The 16,812-nt window shown below is 55.9% G+C and carries 16 protein-coding genes and 1 other RNA gene; 8 read left to right on the top strand and 9 right to left on the bottom strand.

The annotated features are described in order from the left end of the window. The first annotated feature begins 45 nt into the window (after positions 1–45). Complete coding sequence (locus tag G5315_RS02755; protein ID WP_421332343.1) at positions 46–1,071, top strand: NAD-dependent epimerase; 1,026 nt, start codon at positions 46–48, stop codon at positions 1,069–1,071. Next, positions 1,071–2,237, top strand: coding sequence for a nucleotide sugar dehydrogenase (locus G5315_RS02750; RefSeq protein WP_421332342.1), 1,167 nt, complete (start codon positions 1,071–1,073; stop codon positions 2,235–2,237). Before G5315_RS02755 ends, G5315_RS02750 begins: the two co-directional genes overlap by 1 nt. On the opposite strand, the gene pseC is transcribed toward G5315_RS02750, so the two are convergent. The 7 genes from pseC to suhB form a co-directional block, all read right to left on the bottom strand. Further along, positions 2,234–3,355, bottom strand: a complete 1,122-nt coding sequence (gene pseC / locus G5315_RS02745) for a UDP-4-amino-4,6-dideoxy-N-acetyl-beta-L-altrosamine transaminase (RefSeq protein ID WP_421332341.1) — start codon at positions 3,353–3,355, stop codon at positions 2,234–2,236. The two genes, G5315_RS02750 and pseC, sit on opposite strands and share 4 nt — an antisense overlap. Continuing rightward, complete coding sequence (gene pseB / locus G5315_RS02740; protein WP_421332340.1) at positions 3,352–4,356, bottom strand: UDP-N-acetylglucosamine 4,6-dehydratase (inverting); 1,005 nt, start codon at positions 4,354–4,356, stop codon at positions 3,352–3,354. The genes pseC and pseB overlap by 4 nt, the downstream gene beginning before the upstream one ends. A 156-nt stretch (positions 4,357–4,512) precedes the next feature. Continuing rightward, positions 4,513–5,358: a cobalamin-binding protein gene (locus tag G5315_RS02735; protein WP_421332338.1), complete on the bottom strand. Its 846-nt coding sequence runs from the start codon at positions 5,356–5,358 to the stop codon at positions 4,513–4,515. Continuing rightward, a complete protein-coding gene (locus G5315_RS02730; protein ID WP_421332337.1) occupies positions 5,351–6,313 on the bottom strand; it encodes a cobalamin biosynthesis protein CobD/CbiB in 963 nt (320 codons plus the stop codon). Before G5315_RS02730 ends, G5315_RS02735 begins: the two co-directional genes overlap by 8 nt. Continuing rightward, the gene (mtnN, locus tag G5315_RS02725; protein WP_005333935.1) at positions 6,310–7,002 is read right to left on the bottom strand and encodes a 5'-methylthioadenosine/S-adenosylhomocysteine nucleosidase; all 693 of its coding nucleotides are present in this window, start codon (positions 7,000–7,002) and stop codon (positions 6,310–6,312) included. Before mtnN ends, G5315_RS02730 begins: the two co-directional genes overlap by 4 nt. A 167-nt stretch (positions 7,003–7,169) precedes the next feature. Continuing rightward, positions 7,170–8,102, bottom strand: a complete 933-nt coding sequence (locus tag G5315_RS02720) for a ZIP family metal transporter (RefSeq protein ID WP_005361496.1) — start codon at positions 8,100–8,102, stop codon at positions 7,170–7,172. A 322-nt stretch (positions 8,103–8,424) separates the two neighbouring features. Then, positions 8,425–9,228, bottom strand: coding sequence for an inositol-1-monophosphatase (gene suhB, locus G5315_RS02715; RefSeq protein ID WP_005352992.1), 804 nt, complete (start codon positions 9,226–9,228; stop codon positions 8,425–8,427). A gap of 199 nt (positions 9,229–9,427) precedes the next feature. Between suhB and G5315_RS02710 the strand changes: the two genes are divergently transcribed. From G5315_RS02710 to emrD, 3 genes are all read left to right on the top strand, one after another. Beyond that, a complete protein-coding gene (locus G5315_RS02710; RefSeq protein ID WP_421235863.1) occupies positions 9,428–9,883 on the top strand; it encodes a hypothetical protein in 456 nt (151 codons plus the stop codon). Between the two features lie 168 nt (positions 9,884–10,051). After that, positions 10,052–10,714, top strand: a complete 663-nt coding sequence (locus G5315_RS02705; protein WP_005333923.1) for a glutathione S-transferase family protein — start codon at positions 10,052–10,054, stop codon at positions 10,712–10,714. A 263-nt stretch (positions 10,715–10,977) separates the two neighbouring features. Continuing rightward, on the top strand, positions 10,978–12,174 hold the full coding sequence (gene emrD / locus G5315_RS02700; protein WP_005333920.1) for a multidrug efflux MFS transporter EmrD: 1,197 nt from the start codon (positions 10,978–10,980) through the stop codon (positions 12,172–12,174). 165 nt (positions 12,175–12,339) lie between these two features. Here emrD and ssrS read toward each other — a convergent pair. Further along, a non-coding RNA gene (gene ssrS, locus G5315_RS02695) (6S RNA) lies at positions 12,340–12,521 on the bottom strand. Between the two features lie 16 nt (positions 12,522–12,537). Beyond that, positions 12,538–12,870, bottom strand: a complete 333-nt coding sequence (gene zapA, locus G5315_RS02690) for a cell division protein ZapA (RefSeq protein WP_005333910.1) — start codon at positions 12,868–12,870, stop codon at positions 12,538–12,540. Positions 12,871–13,043: 173 nt separating this feature from the next. On the opposite strand from zapA, the gene G5315_RS02685 reads away from it, so the two are divergent. From G5315_RS02685 to G5315_RS02675, 3 genes are all read left to right on the top strand, one after another. Next, positions 13,044–13,613, top strand: coding sequence for a UPF0149 family protein (locus G5315_RS02685; protein WP_005346580.1), 570 nt, complete (start codon positions 13,044–13,046; stop codon positions 13,611–13,613). A 177-nt stretch (positions 13,614–13,790) separates the two neighbouring features. Continuing rightward, positions 13,791–15,014 (top strand): 2-octaprenyl-6-methoxyphenyl hydroxylase, encoded by a 1,224-nt coding sequence (gene ubiH, locus G5315_RS02680; RefSeq protein WP_421332336.1) that lies wholly within the window; start codon positions 13,791–13,793, stop codon positions 15,012–15,014. Between the two features lie 128 nt (positions 15,015–15,142). Continuing rightward, a complete protein-coding gene (locus tag G5315_RS02675) occupies positions 15,143–16,411 on the top strand; it encodes an FAD-dependent 2-octaprenylphenol hydroxylase (RefSeq protein ID WP_421332335.1) in 1,269 nt (422 codons plus the stop codon). Positions 16,412–16,812: the final 401 nt, after the last annotated feature.

Here is a 16,812-nt window from a genome sequence, read left to right as displayed (position 1 = left end):
TCACCTTAGCGTATAACCAAAAGCAATTTTTAACAGGTATGTCGTATGAAATATTTTGTAACTGGTGCAGCGGGATTTATCGGTGCGAAGGTGTGCGAACTACTGTGCTTGAAAGGGTATCAGGTTATAGGTATTGATAACCTAAATGATTACTATGAGGTATCTCTTAAATTAAGTAGACTTGAACAGTTAACTCCATTTTCTAACTTCAAGTTTGTAAAAATGGATGTCTCTGATAGAAAATCTATCCTGACTCTTTTTTCCAAAGAGAAGTTTGACAGAGTAATTCATCTTGCCGCTCAAGCCGGTGTTCGCCATTCAATGGAATCTCCCTTTTCTTATATTGATAGCAACGTAGACGGATTTTTGGCAATTCTGGAAGGTTGTCGTCATCATCATATTGAGCATCTTGTTTATGCATCTTCTAGCTCCGTATATGGAATGAATGAGGAAATGCCATTTAGAGTGAGTGAACCCACGGACCATCCTATTTCGTTATATGCAGCGACAAAAAAAATGAATGAGCTGATGGCGCACACATATTCTCATTTGTATGGTATCCCAACCACAGGATTGCGTTTTTTCACAGTTTATGGCCCGTGGGGACGGCCGGATATGGCATTATTTAAATTTACTAAATGTATGCTGTCTGGACAGCCAATAGATGTATATAACAATGGTCTGTTAAGCCGAGATTTCACATATATAGATGACATTGCTGAAGGTGTGATCCGGGTAGCGGACGTGATACCGGTTGAAAATCCTGCCTGGCGTTGCGCAACTGGTTCTCCAGCTGATAGCAGTGCCCCTTATCGTGTATTTAACATTGGTAATGGTAGGCCGATTAAAATAGTTGATTTTATTCAATCTCTCGAGCAAGCGCTGGGGGTTAAAGCTATAAAAAATATGATGCCCATGCAGTCGGGTGATGTTTATGCGACATGGGCGGATACTGAGGATTTATTTGCTACTATTTCATATCGCCCATCAATGAAGATAGAACAGGGCATTCAGAATTTTGTTGAATGGTATCGCTCTTATTATCAATTTTGGGATGTGAAGGTTCAATAATGAAAATTGCCGTTGTCGGTATAGGTTACGTAGGTTTGTCTAATGCAATATTGTTAGCTCAGAACCATCATGTTGTTGCATTTGATGTTAATCCAGAAAAAGTGTCCATGATTAACAGGCGACAATCTCCCATTATTGATTCTGAGATCGATCTGTTCTTTAAACAACGGACTTTGGATCTTACCGCAACCTTGGATAAGTCAACTGCTTACGAACATGCTGACTATATTATAATTGCGACGCCCACTAATTATGATCTTGATACAAATTGCTTTGATACTGCGTCGGTAGAGTCAGTTATTCTTGATATTATGGACGTTAATCCTGATGCAGTAATTGTAATAAAGTCTACTGTTCCTGTTGGTTTTACCGCTAAAATGCGGATGACTCATAATTACGAGAATATTTTCTTTTCCCCCGAGTTTTTACGTGAAGGGAGAGCATTATATGATAACCTTTATCCATCACGTGTTATAGTCGGGGCAACAAGTGAATATGCACGAACATTTTCTAGACTTATGATTGAGGGGGCAATAGAAAAAAATGTTTCTGTAATTTTTACTGAAAGCACGGAAGCAGAGGCAGTAAAATTATTTGCTAACACATATCTGGCGATGCGAATCGCGTTTTTTAATGAGTTGGATACATATGCTCAAAAAAATAATCTAGAAACAAAGGATATTATTGATGGTGTTTGCCTTGATCCTCGTATTGGCCACTATTACAACAATCCATCTTTTGGTTATGGAGGCTATTGTCTGCCAAAAGACACCAAGCAGCTTCTGGCAAATTTCAACCAAGTGCCCAGCAACCTGATTAGAGCTATAGTTGATGCTAATACAACGAGAAAAGATTTTATAGCTGATACAGTCATCGCGACTAATCCTAAACGAGTGGGTATTTATCGACTAGTTATGACGGCTGGCTCGGATAATTTTAGAGCATCGGCAATACAGGGAGTCATGAAAAGAATAAAGGCGAAGGGTATTGAGGTTGTTGTTTATGAACCATCCTTAATGGAACCTTATTTCTTTAGGTCAAAAGTCATCACTGAAGTATCCGAATTTAAAGGTATGTGTGACATTATACTTGCCAATCGAATGAGTCCTGAATTGGTCGATGTGATTGATAAGGTCTATACACGCGATATTTTTGGCTACGACTAAAGCAAACTGCATATTTTCAATTGCTGTGCGTTTGTCAAACCAGGAAAGAGTGGCAAGGTCATTGCTCCTGCGTAATATTGCTCTGTAGAGGGCAGAGGAGTTTGAGTCCACTTTTGATACCAAGGTTGTTTGTAAATAGGTATATAGTGCACGTTGGCGCCGATATCCTGTTTGCGTAACGTTTGGAAGAGCGCACTGCGTTGTTCAGGGGCTACATGGTGAACATAGAGATGGAAGGCACTACGCCGCTCGCTGTTGAAATATCGAGGTAGCTGTTGTGGTGCCAGTCTTTCGAAGTAGTACCGGGCAATCTTGTTACGCGTGTTAATCCATGTCTCCAGATTGGCCATCTGGCTCAGCCCTAGTGCGGCTTGTATATCGGTTATCCGGTAGTTGAAGCCAAGCATCTGTTGCTCATAGTACCAAGGGCCGTCCGGTTCATTGATAAAGTCTTCCGGTTCACGGGTGATGCCATGGCTGCGGAGCATGCGCATCGTCTTGGCAAGCGCAGGGTCGTTGGTCATGGCCATGCCACCCTCGCCAGTGGTGATGATCTTCACCGGGTGGAAGCTGAATACTGTGATGTCGCTATAGCGGCCATTGCCGGTAGGCTCACCATGATAACGGGCACCAAGGGCGTGGCAGGCATCTTCGATGATCTTGAAACCGTACTTTTGTCCCAGGCGGTGGATCTCCTGCATATCGCAGGGGAGGCCGGCAAAGTGCACCGGTATTACTACCTTGGGTAGTTTCCCTTCCGCCTTGGCAGCAATCAGCTTCCTCTCCAGTTCCACTGCGCACATGTTGCCGGTATCTGGCTCAATGTCGACGAAGTCGACTTGTGCACCGCAATAGAGAGCGCAATTGGCTGATGCCACGAAGCTGATGGGGGATGTCCAGACCCAATCACCGTGGCCGACGCCCAGCGCCAGACAGGCAATGTGCAATGCTGCAGTACCTGAATTGACCGCCACCCCGAATTTGGCTCCACAGTAGTCGGCAACCGCTTGCTCGAAGCTTGGAACGACTGGCCCTTGGGTCAGGAAGTCGGACTTGAGAACTTCCACGACAGCATCGATATCTGCCTGGCTGATGGATTGGCGGCCATAAGGGATCATTCAGTTCTCCCCTTTTGGTTCATTTTCAAAAGCTGTTCAATGGTAAAAAAGTGAGGGTTGCTGCGAGAGTTATATTCGAAGCCCTGTTCTACCATTTTTCCTTTTTCGCCCGCCGCTGTTTTGGAGAAATCGTTGTTGCGATTATTGAAGTTGATGGTTGGACCAATCACGAAGAAGTCATCAAACTCGAAGGTGTGATAAGAGTCATCGGCAGGGCACATCACTTCATGGAGCTTCTCTCCCGGGCGAATGCCGATGATCTTGTGTGGCAGGTACGGTGCCATGGCACTGGCCAAATCTGTGATGCGAACAGATGGCAATTTGGGAACGAATATTTCCCCCCCCTTCATCCGCCCAAAATTATCCAGAACGAAATCCACCCCTTGTTGCAAGGTGATCCAGAAACGAGTCATCTCTTCATGGGTGATGGGCAAGGCGTCAATACCCTGATCAATCAGCTTTTGGAAGAAGGGAACGACAGAACCGCGGGAACCAACAACGTTGCCGTACCGAACGACTGCAAAACGGGTGGGGTCTTGCCCCGCAATGTTGTTGGCCGCCACGAAGAGTTTGTCTGATGCCAGCTTGGTGGCGCCATAGAGATTGATCGGGTTGGCGGCTTTGTCAGTTGAGAGGGCGATAACCTTTTTGACTTGATTGAGCAAGGCTGCCTGGATGACATTCTCAGCACCATGGATATTGGTTTTGATGCACTCCATGGGGTTGTATTCAGCGGCTGGAACCTGTTTCAGTGCTGCTGCATGAACCACGTAATCGACGCCACGCATTGCCATGGTAAGCCGGTTGGCGTCTCGGACATCACCGATAAAATAGCGCATGCAGGGGTCGTTAAACTCCTGCTGCATCTCGAACTGTTTCAGTTCGTCACGAGAATAGATGATGAGCCGTTTCGGCTTATAACGTTCCAGTACTGTCTTGACCAATCGTTGGCCAAACGAGCCGGTGCCACCTGTGATCAGTAGCGTTTTATCGTTGAACATTGTGGGCATCTCGTCATAAAAACAGTAGATGAATCATATGCTAGCAAATAAAGTACCAGCTTTTTTGGCAAAGAGTGTGATCCATTCACAAAAACAGTTTTAAAGATTTGGGCGCACCCAGACCACCTCGGATTGGCTCGCATCAGTAGAGCTTTATCAAGATGTGCTGGAGCTCTGCGTGCTTAGCTGAATAGCCTGGCAAACCTCTTCAACCCCCTTGAGGGCTCTCGGGGTGAAGCGGTGCAGTTCATCCGAGTTGATTAAATCGAGTCGTTGATGCTGCACCGCATCGAGATTGGGCCACTTCTGCCAGTGACGCAGGGCGTCAGGATCTTGACTCCCTGCCAGGATCAGCGCGGGGTTCGCTCTGATCACCTGTTCCATGTCCACTTGAGGGTAGGGGGTCTTGGCATTCGCCATGACGTTGATCCCGCCGCAGAATTCGATGGCCTGAGCAGGCCAGGCATTGCCACTGACGCTGGTGAGCGGAGGGTACCAGAGCTGGTAGAACACCTTGACGCCGGTTGGTTGGCCATAGCGCTGTTGTAGCTCATGCAGGCGCGCCAGATAGCGATCGGCGGCCTCGTTAGCACTCTTTTCCACACCCAGCAATTTGCCCAGCGCCCGCATCTCGGTGGCCAGCGAGGCAAAATTGGTGGGCTCCGAGTAGAAAACCGGGATCCCCAGCTGTTCCAGCGGGGTCAGCATGCGAGACTGGGCCGAGCGCCAGCCGAGGATCAAGTCCGGCTTTTGCGCCAGCACTGCCTCGACATTGATGCTGCGATAATTCGCTACCTTTGGCTTGGTTTTGACCTCGGCTGGGTAGTCGGATGCATCGTCAATGGCCACCAGTTTGTCGCCGGCACCGATGTCATAAAGCAGTTCGGTCAGGTGAGGAACAACGCTCACCACCCGGGTCGGTGTGGCGGCAAGCAGGGCACCGGGCAACCAGGCAAGCAGCACGCAGGGCAGCCAGACAGCCAAGCGCAACACTCTACCCATGAAATAACCCCGCTACCGTGACAACCAGCGCCAGTATCAACCAGCCCCAGCCGCACCCTTGCAGAATGTTGAGCACCTTGCGCGGTGTCTCGCTATCTGGTTCAGCACCAGTGCCGATGACGGGCCAACGCTGGAGAGCCCCCTGATAGTAGCGAGGGCCACCAAGTCGGATCCGGCACTTGTCTACCAGCAGAGTGAGCAGCATCCCCATGGCGGGATAGGGCCAGAGCGCGCCACTGCGCAGCAGCTGTGCTGCCTGTTTGAGACGGCTTGCCAGCAGTGGCAGCCCCAGCAGCAAAATGACGGAGGCATTGAGCACCTGATAGAGGGCACTGGCGGCGCGACCAAAGTGGTCGAAGGCGGGGTCTTTGCGACTCCAGCTCTGATTCATCAGCTGTACCAGCCGCCAGAGCAGGGCGCCCTGTACGCCAGCCAGGGCATATCCCAGCAGCGGGCCAGCCCATTGGCCGACCAGACGCAGGGCGCTGCTCTCCGTCACCGCTTTGGCGAGCCCCATGGCCGAGAGTTTGCCTGTCTCCCGTTTGAGCCAGGGGGCGGACTGCAATCGTGCCAGCGGCAGGGTCTCCTGGGTGGCGAGCGAGCGGGTGGCATGGGCGAGTTCGCGCAGCGGGCGGGATTCGAGCATCAGCAGCAGGAACAGCAGGTCGAAGATCGGCTCGCTCAGGGCCAGATTGCGTAATGACCAGAGCCCGGCGGCGCAGGGTACCCAGACCACCAGCATCGCCAGCATACCTGCTTGTAGCTGCTGGCGTGGCGTGCCATCGGGTCTGTGTACCTTGTGCCCCAGCCGGGTCAGCAGGGGCGTGACGGCCGAAAGACGCAGATGGGATGGCCACGGGATCACCGCCTCCAGCAGGGCTGCCCCCACCAGAATGGCCGCCGTCGTCGAGAGGAGGGCGTCGGCCATCAAATCAAGCGAGCCGGTCTCGCTCACAGTTTGCCGAGCATCTTGATAATCACTTCGGCGGAGTGCTTGCCGGCCACTTCGATGAAGGCATCGAAGGATTCAACCTGTTCCTTGCCAGCGATATCGGACATGGCGCGCACCACCAGATAGGGCACGTTGAACATGTGGCACACCTGACCGATGGCGGCACCTTCCATCTCGACCGCCAGCATCTGCGGGAAGTCGGCGCGAGCCTTGGCGATGGCGTCCGGTTTGCACATGAACTGATCGCCGGTACAGATAAGGCCGACCTTGGTCTGGTGCTTGCCCTGCTCGGCGATGCAATCCTGAGCGACCGCGATGAGCTTCTCGTCGCAGGGGAAGGCGGCAGGTTGCTGCGCCATCTGGCCCATCTCGTAACCAAAGGCGGTTACATCTACATCGTGGAAACGCATCTCGCTGGCGATCACCACATCACCGATGTGCAGGTCCTGGGCAAAGCCGCCCGCAGAGCCGGTATTGATGACGCAGTCGGGGGCGAATTTTTCCAGCAGCAGGCTGGTGGCCACGCTGGCGGCGACCTTACCGATACCGGAGCGGGTCAGGATCACCTCTTTGCCTGCCAGCATCCCTTGATAGAACTCGCAGCCGCCCAGTTGCAGGGTGGTGGGGTTGCTCATCTGGCTGCGCAGCAGGGCAACTTCTTGCTCCATGGCGCCGATAATACCTACTTTCATTGCTGACCTCGTCTTGATAGCCGTGTGGCTGAATTTAAGTTGCTGTAGATCATAACAAAAGATGGCGTCGGCGCCGAGAGGCACAAGCGAAAGGAGAGATGAAGCGCGGCGCTCCATATGGGAGGCCGCAGGTGACAAAAAGCATTGATGAGGAGGGGAGAGTGCCTTTAGCCGAGCGCAGTATCGAGGGTCATCATCAGGGCAAAGCCTGCCATCAGACCGAGGGTGGCATAGGTCTGGTGACCGTTGCGGTGAGTCTCCGGGATCACCTCGTGCGAGACCACAAACAGCATGGCGCCGGCGGCGAGCCCAAGTCCGATGGGGTAGGCGATGGCAAGGCCACTGGAGAGCCCCACTCCGAGCAGGGCGCCAACCGGTTCGAGCAGGCCGCTGGCGATGGCAACCAGCACCGCGACAGAGGGGCGAAAACCGGCGGCGCACATGGCCAGCGCCACCGCCAATCCTTCCGGAATATCCTGTAGTGCGATGGCAGTGGTAAGCGGCAGCCCCACCGACATATCCCCCTGCGAGAAGCTCACCCCGATGGCCATCCCCTCCGGCAGGTTGTGCAGGGCGATGGCAAAGACGAACAGCCAGACCCGGGAGCAGCTCTCGTGGCCGGGGCCGCAGGGGCCGGTTTTGTCATGCTCGTGCGGGGTGAACTGATCCAGCCCCAGCATCAACAGCACCCCGAGGGTCATGCCGACAACCACCACGGCGGCGGCGCTAAAGCCGTTGCCGGTGATCCCCTCGGCAGCCTCCAGCCCCGGCAGCAGCAGGGAGAAGGCGCTGGCCGCCAGCATCATGCCTGCGGCAAAGCCGAGCATGGTGTCCTCCACTTTTTGCGGTACCGAGCGTAGAAACAGAGCGGGCAGGGCGCCGATGGCGGTGGCGGCAAACCCGGCGGCACCACCTATCAGGCCATAGCGCACGCCGCTGGTCACCTCGCCGGTAGCGAGCATGATGAGACTCTGCAACAGCAGCAACAAGACGGCAGCCAGCGCGATAAAGAGGCCGAGAGCAGTGAGCGGGCGGCTTTGCATCTGGCTGCGCAGTTGCTGTGACCAGGATAACGGAGGAAGAGCTGAGAGATGGTCCATGGCATGACCTCAAGGTGTGCAAAGTGGATGGTGGCATTACATCGATTCGGCCGCCCCTTGTCCATGTCTGCAGGGCGATTGCCGCTATCTGAAAATCTGGAAAGAGTTTATCCAGGCAACCACATGGGAACTCTTATCGGTAGCCAAAGGCGGGGGGCAAGAGGGGTTGTCTGCAAATGGCTGAAGTGGATGTTGAGAGGCAAGTGGGGATGCATCGCGAACTCTTTTAAATCAGCTGTAGATGTCTGCCTTGGTGTTCGGATAACAGATACAAGAAAACCGGCTTGCGCCGGTTTTGTTATCTGTCTGCTCGAAGGCTGGCTTATTTCGCCAGGGACTCCGGCAGCTCTTCACGGATCTTGCCGAGCATCTCTTTCAGGACACGCGGGTTGGCAACCACGATGTTGCCGGAGTTTTCGTAGTTGTGACCACCTACGAAGTCGGTGACGATGGCGCCAGCTTCTTTGGCCAGCAGTTCACCGGCAGCGGTGTCCCAGGGCTTGAGGCCGATTTCCCAGAAACCGTCGACGCGACCGGCAGCCACGTAGGCCAGATCCAGTGCGGCAGAGCCGGAGCGACGGATGTCGGCACATTCGATGAACATGCTCTGGAACATCTTCAGGTAGGACTCGATGTGGTGCTTTTGCTTGTAGGGGAAACCGGTCGCCAGCACGGTGCCAGCCAGCTCTTTGGCTTTGCCGACACGAATGCGGTAGCCGTTCAGCTGGGCGCCGCTACCACGGGTAGCAGTAAACAGCTCGTCACGGATGGGATCGTAAACAACGGCTTGTTCAGTCTTGCCCTTGACACGCAGGGCGATGGAGACGGCAAAGTGCGGAATGCCTTTGACCAGGTTGGTCGTGCCATCCAGTGGGTCAATGATCCATTGATAGTCCGGATTGGTACCGGCAATCTCACCAGACTCTTCAGCAACAATGCTGTGCTCCGGGTAAGATTTTTTGATGGTGTGAATGATGGCCGCTTCGGCTTCACGGTCAACGTTGGTCACGAAGTCATTGCTGCCTTTTTGGATAGCCTCAATGTTCTCGGGCTGGGAGAAGGCTTTTACTACAACTTGACCGGCGTTGCGCGCAGCGCGCACGGCGATATTCAGCATCGGATGCATAGGTTCACCACTGGATGTTAAAGAACGGGGGATAACAGGACGCGGTATGATACCAGTATTTTGTGCGATGGCAACTGTTATCCCCCTACGACTAATTGATTGCGACTGCCAGATCTGACGGCTCCAATATAGACCAGATCTGCGCTAGTCTTATCCCAGCAGCCGGATACAGGCTGTCATGAGCATAGGGATATGAGCCATGAATTTGTCATTAGTGAGTCAGAACGTGTCTGCGGCCAGCGAGGGACTGTTGGCCATCTTGCGGTCATCACCCGAGTATGGTGATCACTTTGCCCACATCACCGTGACCCCCCTTGCCCAGTGGCAACCGGCCAAGACGGAGGCGGCGATCCTGCTGATCGACGGCGATGCGCCCTGGCAGGATGCCGGATTTACCCGGGGAGAGGATGAGACGATCGGTTTGCCGGTCTTGCCGTTGCTGATCCGCAAGGGAGACAAGGAGCTGACGGTCTGTGGGCCGGATGTGCGTGACCCCCGTTTCTATTTTGTCTCAAACGGCATCGTGCTGGATGAGTCTGAGCTGGCCGAGCCTGCCTGCAGCCGGGTGCTGCTGCGCAAACTGGAGTCTTACTTCCCGTTGCTTTCCCGCCTGATCATGCTGCGCCAGCGCAAGCCGGTCGCCATGCTCAACTAGCATTTACCATTGCCAGAGCGCACCAGCGGCGCACCGTGGCCTTGTTTGGCCTACGGTGCGCCGCTTTTTAATGGTCTGGAGCCGGTCACTTGTTGCAAGATGAGGCGGCTATGGTGTTGCACCCTGTTCCAACCGTGCAATCTGGCTATGACCAACAAGGAGTGAATCATGATCGACTTTTACACCGCCGCGACCCCCAATGGTTTCAAAGTGGCGATCGCCCTCGAAGAGCTGGGTTTGCCCTATCGGGTCATTCCTCTCGATCTTTCGGCGCTGGATCAGAAGAAGCCCGAGTTTCTCGCCATCAACCCAAATGGCCGTATTCCGGCTATCGTCGATCGGGATAACGACGATTTCGCCGTATTCGAGTCGGGGGCCATCCTCATTTATCTGGCGGAGAAAGCGGGCAAGTTGCTGCCCGCTGATCCCAAACGCCGCTCTCAGGCCATCCAGTGGCTGATGTTCCAGATGGGCGGGGTAGGACCCATGATGGGGCAGGCCAATGTCTTCTACCGCTATTTCCCCGAGAAGATCCCCGCCGCCATCGAACGCTATCAGAAAGAGGGGCGCCGTCTATTCGAGGTGCTCGACAGCCATCTGGCCCATCACGAATATCTGGCGGACGAGTACAGCATCGCCGATATTGCCACCTGGCCCTGGGTGCGTATTTATGACTGGAGCGGCATCTCCATTGAGGGATTGCCCCATCTGCAAGCATGGATGGATCGCATGGCAGAGAAACCTGCCTGCCAGAAGGGGATCACCATACCGCCACGCAAGGAGCAGCCCGATGAGCTGATCAAGCAGGCGCAGCAGATGGTAACCCGTTGATTTTTAACTGCTGACGGGGCGTAAAGCCCCGTAATATTAGAAAAACTAAGGCAAGCCGATTATAAAGATTCGTTCGTTTTTTGTGAGCTGAATCACTATGATGCCCCCATACCACCAAGCGTCCTGTGCGGTGGCTTGGCGGGCTCCCCGCCTACTGTTTCCAACACTGTTTTTGATTGCATCACAGCCTCTGTGATCAGATTCCTCTGGGCCATTTTGTGCCAGAGGTGCGGCAGCATTTTTTCGATTTTTTTGGGACTGATATGGATCGGCACAGTTTTTATCCGTTGTTTTTATTGACCATTCTGATGGTCGCTGTGGGCCAGATGACCCAGACCCTTTATGTTCCCTCCATTCCCATGATGGCGGGGGACTTCAATGTGGCCTCGGGCCAGTTACAGGCGGTGATGGCCTGTTACCTGATCCCCTATGGCCTCTCCCAGTTTGTCTACGGGCCGTTGTCGGATCGCATCGGCCGTCGCCCGGTGCTGATCGTCGGCATGATGGTGTTTCTGGTAGGCACCCTGATCATTCAGGTCATCCCCCATTTTGCCGCCCTGCTGGTGGGCAGCTTTATTCAGGGGCTGGGTACCGGTGCCGGTGGCGCCATGAGCCGTACCGTGATGCGCGATCGCTACAACGGCGCCGAGCTCAACCGCGCCAACAGTCTGGTGAGCATGGGGGTGATCTTCTCCCCGCTGCTGGCACCGGTGCTGGGGGGATGGCTGACCGAGCTGTTCAACTGGCGCGCCGGTTACTGGTTCCTGTTCGGTTTTGGTGCCGTAGCCACTCTGGCGATCATGGCCTGGTTTGGTGAGACGCTGCCTGCTGCTGCCCGTCAGCCGCTGCGCGTCGGTGCTGCCTATCGTCATGTGCTGGGCAACCCCAAGTTTCAGGGCAACCTGCTTTGCCTGATGGCGACCTTTGCCGGTTTGGCAGTGTTCGAGGCTGCGGCCGGTGTGCTGCTGGGCGATGTGCTGAAACTGAGCGCCCGTACCGTGAGCGTGCTGTTCGTGCTGCCGCTGCCCGGCTATCTGTTCGGGGCCTGGCTCTCTGCCAAGCTGAGCTTCCGTTTGACTCAGGGCAAGCTGATGCGTCTGGGGATCGCCTTTCTGGCGCTCGGCTCCCTCATCATTCTGGTGCCGGGGCTGTTCGGGGTGGTGAGTGCCGCCTCGCTGGTCGGTGGTGCGGCTGTCTACTTCATCGGTAGCGGTATTCTCTACCCGACCGCCACTTCCTGTGCCATCGAGCCCTTCCCGGGTCAGGCCGGTACCGCGGGTGCCATTCTCGGCGGGATGCAGAATCTGGGGGCCGGTGTGGTGACCCTGCTGGCGGCCGGTTTCCCGATGACCGGTCAGGTGACTCTGGGTGCCATCATGACCCTGATGGTGCTGATCGTGGCGCTGAGTTTTGTCTGGTTACGCCACCATGGCTCCCCCCACGAGCAGATGGCAATTTGATCTGCCGCTCTCTTTGCATCTGGAGCAAGCCCACCCTCAGCGGTGGGCTTTGTTTTATCCGGAGAGCGGGCTAGGAGATCGCATTGGCTTGATGTAGTGATCGATGTTGTGAGGTTAATTCCGGAAAAGAAAAAGCCCGTCACGCTGGTGACGGGCTTTTGCTGTTGGTACCCCGAGATGCCGTTGCCGGTTTGGGCCCTTGAACCGTCGGTTCAAGGCGGGGATCGGATCTGACCGCAGGCTTCTCGGTCGTGCCGAGCATGCGCAATAGCCAGAAGGCAGATCCCCTGTTTGGTATGAATATCGGCTCGGGGACTTGAACCGGCTGACAAACATCCCAGGGAATTTTAAAACGGTTTGCGATTAGGGCTGTTGCCCCTCTTCGCTGGAATCACCATATTGTCCGTGCTCGATCAGGGCCGCTTCGATGGTGCGCTGCAGCATCTTGATCCGCTTGTCCATGGTCTCAGAGTATTGGTGGTTCTTCTCTTTTTCAAGGCAGAGCTCATGACAGAAATTGAGCGCTGCCATGATAGCCAATTGCTCGTTGCTGGAGACTTTGGAGCGTTGACGCAGGTCGATCAACTTGTCGGTCAGCTGCTCGGCGGCCTGGCGCAGGGCATCCTGCTGTCCCAAGGGACAGGATACCTTGTAGGGACGTCCCAAAATGACGATTTCTACGGCCTCTGTGCTCATGCCTTCCTCAATACGGCGGAGCTGATTTCCGCCTTTATCCACGTGGACAACTGGGCGGGACTATATAGCGCAGATGCATAAGTTTCAAGGCCTTGCTGGCTCTGCAAGAGGGAGAATGCTAGGATCCTGACCATTAATTCTGCAAATTTGACTGAACTTTGAGCGGATCCTCGATGAGCAAAACGAACCCCCTTAAATATGCGGCAGTGGCCGACATCATGGAACAACATGAGCTGATGGCCAGCGCAGTAGAGGCACATGGTGTGATCTGCGGTCTGGTGTGCGGCGGTGTGGCACTGGACGACAAGAGTTGGGTGCCCCATTTCAACGATCTGGTGAACGACGGTTTCGGCCTGCCGGCCCCGGTGCGCCAGGTGATGACCGATCTTTATCACAATGTAGTCGAGAGCTTGATGGCCCAGAAAGGCGTCGAGCTGCTGCTGCCAAGTGATGATGCCCCCCTCGACGAGCGCATCGATTCGCTGGTGGACTGGTCACAGGCGTTTCTGGCTGGTTTCGGCGTGGTGCAGCAGGAGCTCTCCCGCGCGTCGGAAGAGCTGCAGGAGATGATCCAGGATATCGCCAGCATCACTCAGGTCTCTGCCGAGTTCGATCAGGAAGATGACGAGAACGAAGCCTCCTTCCTGGTGCTCTACGAACACGTCAAACTGGGGGTCATGATGGCCTTCGAAGAGTTTGGCAAGCGCCCCGATACCCCGAGCGCGCCGCCGACCCTTCATTGAGGCGCGGGTCAACGCGATCCTAACTGAATCTGCAAGAGCGCCTGATGGCGCTCTTTTTTATTCCCTTGTGGTGGCTAACCCTGTGAGGCGCAACCGGTTTTTTGCCGGTGACCTCGCATTCGGCCAGCGGCTTTGTGATAGCATGAGGCCACCTTTTTCACTTCTTCCTCTCTGCTTATGTCTCAATCTGATGTGCGACAGGTCGATGTCACCCTGGTCGGCGGTGGAATGAGCGGTGCCGTGCTGGCCCTCTCGCTGGCCGCCCTGCTTCGATCCGATGGCTCCCCCCTCGAGATCCTGCTGCTGGAGGCAAGCGTCCCCGAACAGCACACCCATTCAGGGTTCGACGTCCGCGCCATTGCGCTCTCGGCCGGTACCTGTGATGCGCTGTTGCGACGCGGACTCTGGCCGCTGTTTGCCCCCCATTGCGCCCCCATTACCCAGATTCATGTCTCGGATCGGGGCCACTTCGGTCAGGCTCGCCTGTCGGCTGCCGAATACGGTCTGCCCGCGCTGGGCCAGGTGATCGAGCTTGCCGCTGCCGGTCATGAACTGCAACGGGCGATGGCGGCCTCTCCCAATATCCGGGTCTGCTGTCCGGCCCGGGTGAGCGAGATTGTGCCCGATGAGGAGAAGGTGACCCTCACCCTTGAGGGCGGTGAACAGATTGAGACCCGCCTGCTGGTGGCGGCAGACGGCGGCAACTCCTTTGTGCGTCAACACTTCAAGTTGCCGGTGACCCGCCACGACTTTGAGCAGCACGCCATCATCGCCACGGTCAAAACGGCGCAAGACCCTGCAGGACGCGCCTTCGAGCGCTTTACCGAAGGGGGGCCGCTGGCCCTGTTGCCGATGCAGGAGGGGCTCTCCTCTCTGGTATGGAGCGTCGGGCAGCATGAGGTGGATGAGCTGATGGCCCTCGATGAGGTGGCGTTTCTTGCCCGTCTGCAGCAGGCCTTTGGCTGGCGGCTCGGTCGCTTCGAGCGATGTGGCGTGCGTAATGTCTATCCGCTCATTCTGACCGCCTGCGACTATCCGCTGGCCCAGCGTACCGTGCTGGTCGGTAATGCCGCCCACGCCCTGCACCCTATCGCCGGACAGGGCTTCAACCTCGGGATGCGGGACCTCGACCTGCTTACCGGCGGCGTAGCCAAGGCGTTGGCAGAGGGGGAGGATATCGGCAGCTTCAAGGTACTGAGCGGTTACTGGCAGCAGCGTCAGCGCGATCAGGAGCAGACCGTCTGGCTCACCTCTTCGCTGGCCCAGCTCTTCTCCAATGGTCACGATCCGCTGGTGGCGGGGCGCAATCTGGCGCTCACCCTGATGGGGCGATTCCCGTGCCTCAAGGCGCCGCTTGCCTCGCGCACCTTGGGCTTTGTCGCCGATGTGTGCGGCAACTAGCCAGCACTTGTTGAGTGGAACCTGTTGACCACCATTCGTTGATCAAAACCTATTGAATAAAGAGGTGATGCCTGCGGGCGTCCCCTCGCTGGCCAGCCGGTCAGCCCTGAAAGGATGAGATGATGCAGATGCAGATGCAAAATGTGGATGTGGTGATTGTCGGTGGCGGCATGGTGGGGCTGGGGCTCGCTGCGGCCCTGAAACATAGCGCCCTCAAGGTGCTGGTGGTGGAGGGACAACTGCCCGACCCGCAGCTGGGGGAGGTGGCCGATAACCGGGTCAGCGCCCTGAGTCTGGCCAGCCAGCAGATCCTGCGCCATGTCGGCGCCTGGGACGGCATTGAAGCGCGCCGCCTGCAGGCCTACGACAAGATGGCGGTGTGGGAGCAGGACAGTTTTGGCCATATCGACTTCGATGCCGCCAGCCTGCGTCAGGCCAACCTCGGCCACATCGTCGAGAATCGGGTGATCCAGCTGGCGCTGCTTGAGGCAATTGAAGGTGCCAGCAATATCCAGTTGCTGACCCCCGCCAGAGCCAAGAGCCTGCAGAGCGGCCCGGCGGGCGCCCTGCTGCTTCTTGAAGATGGTCAGGCCATCTCGGCCAAACTGGTGGTGGCTGCCGATGGCGCCCACTCCTGGGTGCGCCGTCAGGCTGATATCCCGCTTACCAGCTGGGATTATGGCCACCACGCGCTGGTGGCGACGGTGCGCTGCGCCGAACCCCATGAAGCTGTTGCTCGCCAGATCTTCACCCCGGATGGTCCGCTCGCCTTTTTGCCGCTGTGGCAGGAGAACCTCTGTTCCATCGTCTGGTCGCTGCCTGCGGCCCGCGCCGAGGCGCTCTGCACCTGCGATGACGAGCAGTTCAATCGCCAGCTTACCGCCGCCTTCGATGCCCGGCTCGGTCTGTGCAAGGTGGAGGGGCCGCGCAGCGCGATTCCTCTTACCGCCCGCTATGCCCGTGACTTTGCCCGCGAGCGGCTGGTGCTGGTGGGAGATGCCGCCCACACCATCCACCCGCTGGCGGGGCAGGGGGTCAACCTTGGCCTGCTGGATGCTGCCGCGCTGGCGGAGCAGATCTTGCAAAATCATGCCGCGGGTGAGGATATCGGCCTGCTCGCCAACCTGCGCAGCTACGAGCGCTGGCGCAAGAGCGAAGCGGCTCGCATGCTGGCGGCGATGGAGGGGCTCAAGCGGCTGTTCAGCGGGGCCAACCCGCTCAAGAAGCTGGTGCGGGGCGTGGGATTGCGCGCGGCCAATCTGCTGACGCCCTTCAAGGAGGGGGTGATCCGCGCCGCTATGGGGCTGGAGGGCGAGTTGCCCGCATTGGCCCGTCCTGACTGGGCTGTTGCTGCGACCAAGGGCAGTACCATGCAGGCCAAGGGTGAAAAAAACTAATATTACTCGCGTTTTTTGACAACAAAAGTAATCCGACAAGGCTGATGACCCGTTTTGGGTGTCAGCCTTTAATTTTGCTCTGGAGCGAAACGTTTTTCTGCAAATTGTGACGAAACGGTAAAAATCAAAATTTAATCTCGCCTGAGTCGGCTTATAGCTGTTTTTATCACTGCATTTATCTTAGTGTCTGGAGTCAGTTTTACGGGAGGGGATTAGTTTTTTTTGAGCGGCACGCTCGCCTGCTTGTCATATAATCCGCTCCGTTCAAGGAATCCCTCTTGCCTGGCAAGGGCAGGAGCGAGCACACACTTTTGGATCCGGTCGCTTTTTGCTGTACGTAGTGCAGTCAGAGCGGTGGCGCGGGTCGCAAGGGTGGTCGCCAAAGCGAAAAGGCTTTTTGC

Source organism: Aeromonas sp. 603607 (genome assembly GCF_049171595.1).
GTDB lineage: Bacteria > Pseudomonadota > Gammaproteobacteria > Enterobacterales > Aeromonadaceae > Aeromonas > Aeromonas veronii.
The sequence above is the reverse complement of the archived record's forward strand: the minus strand, read 5'-3'. Positions and strand labels throughout refer to the sequence as shown.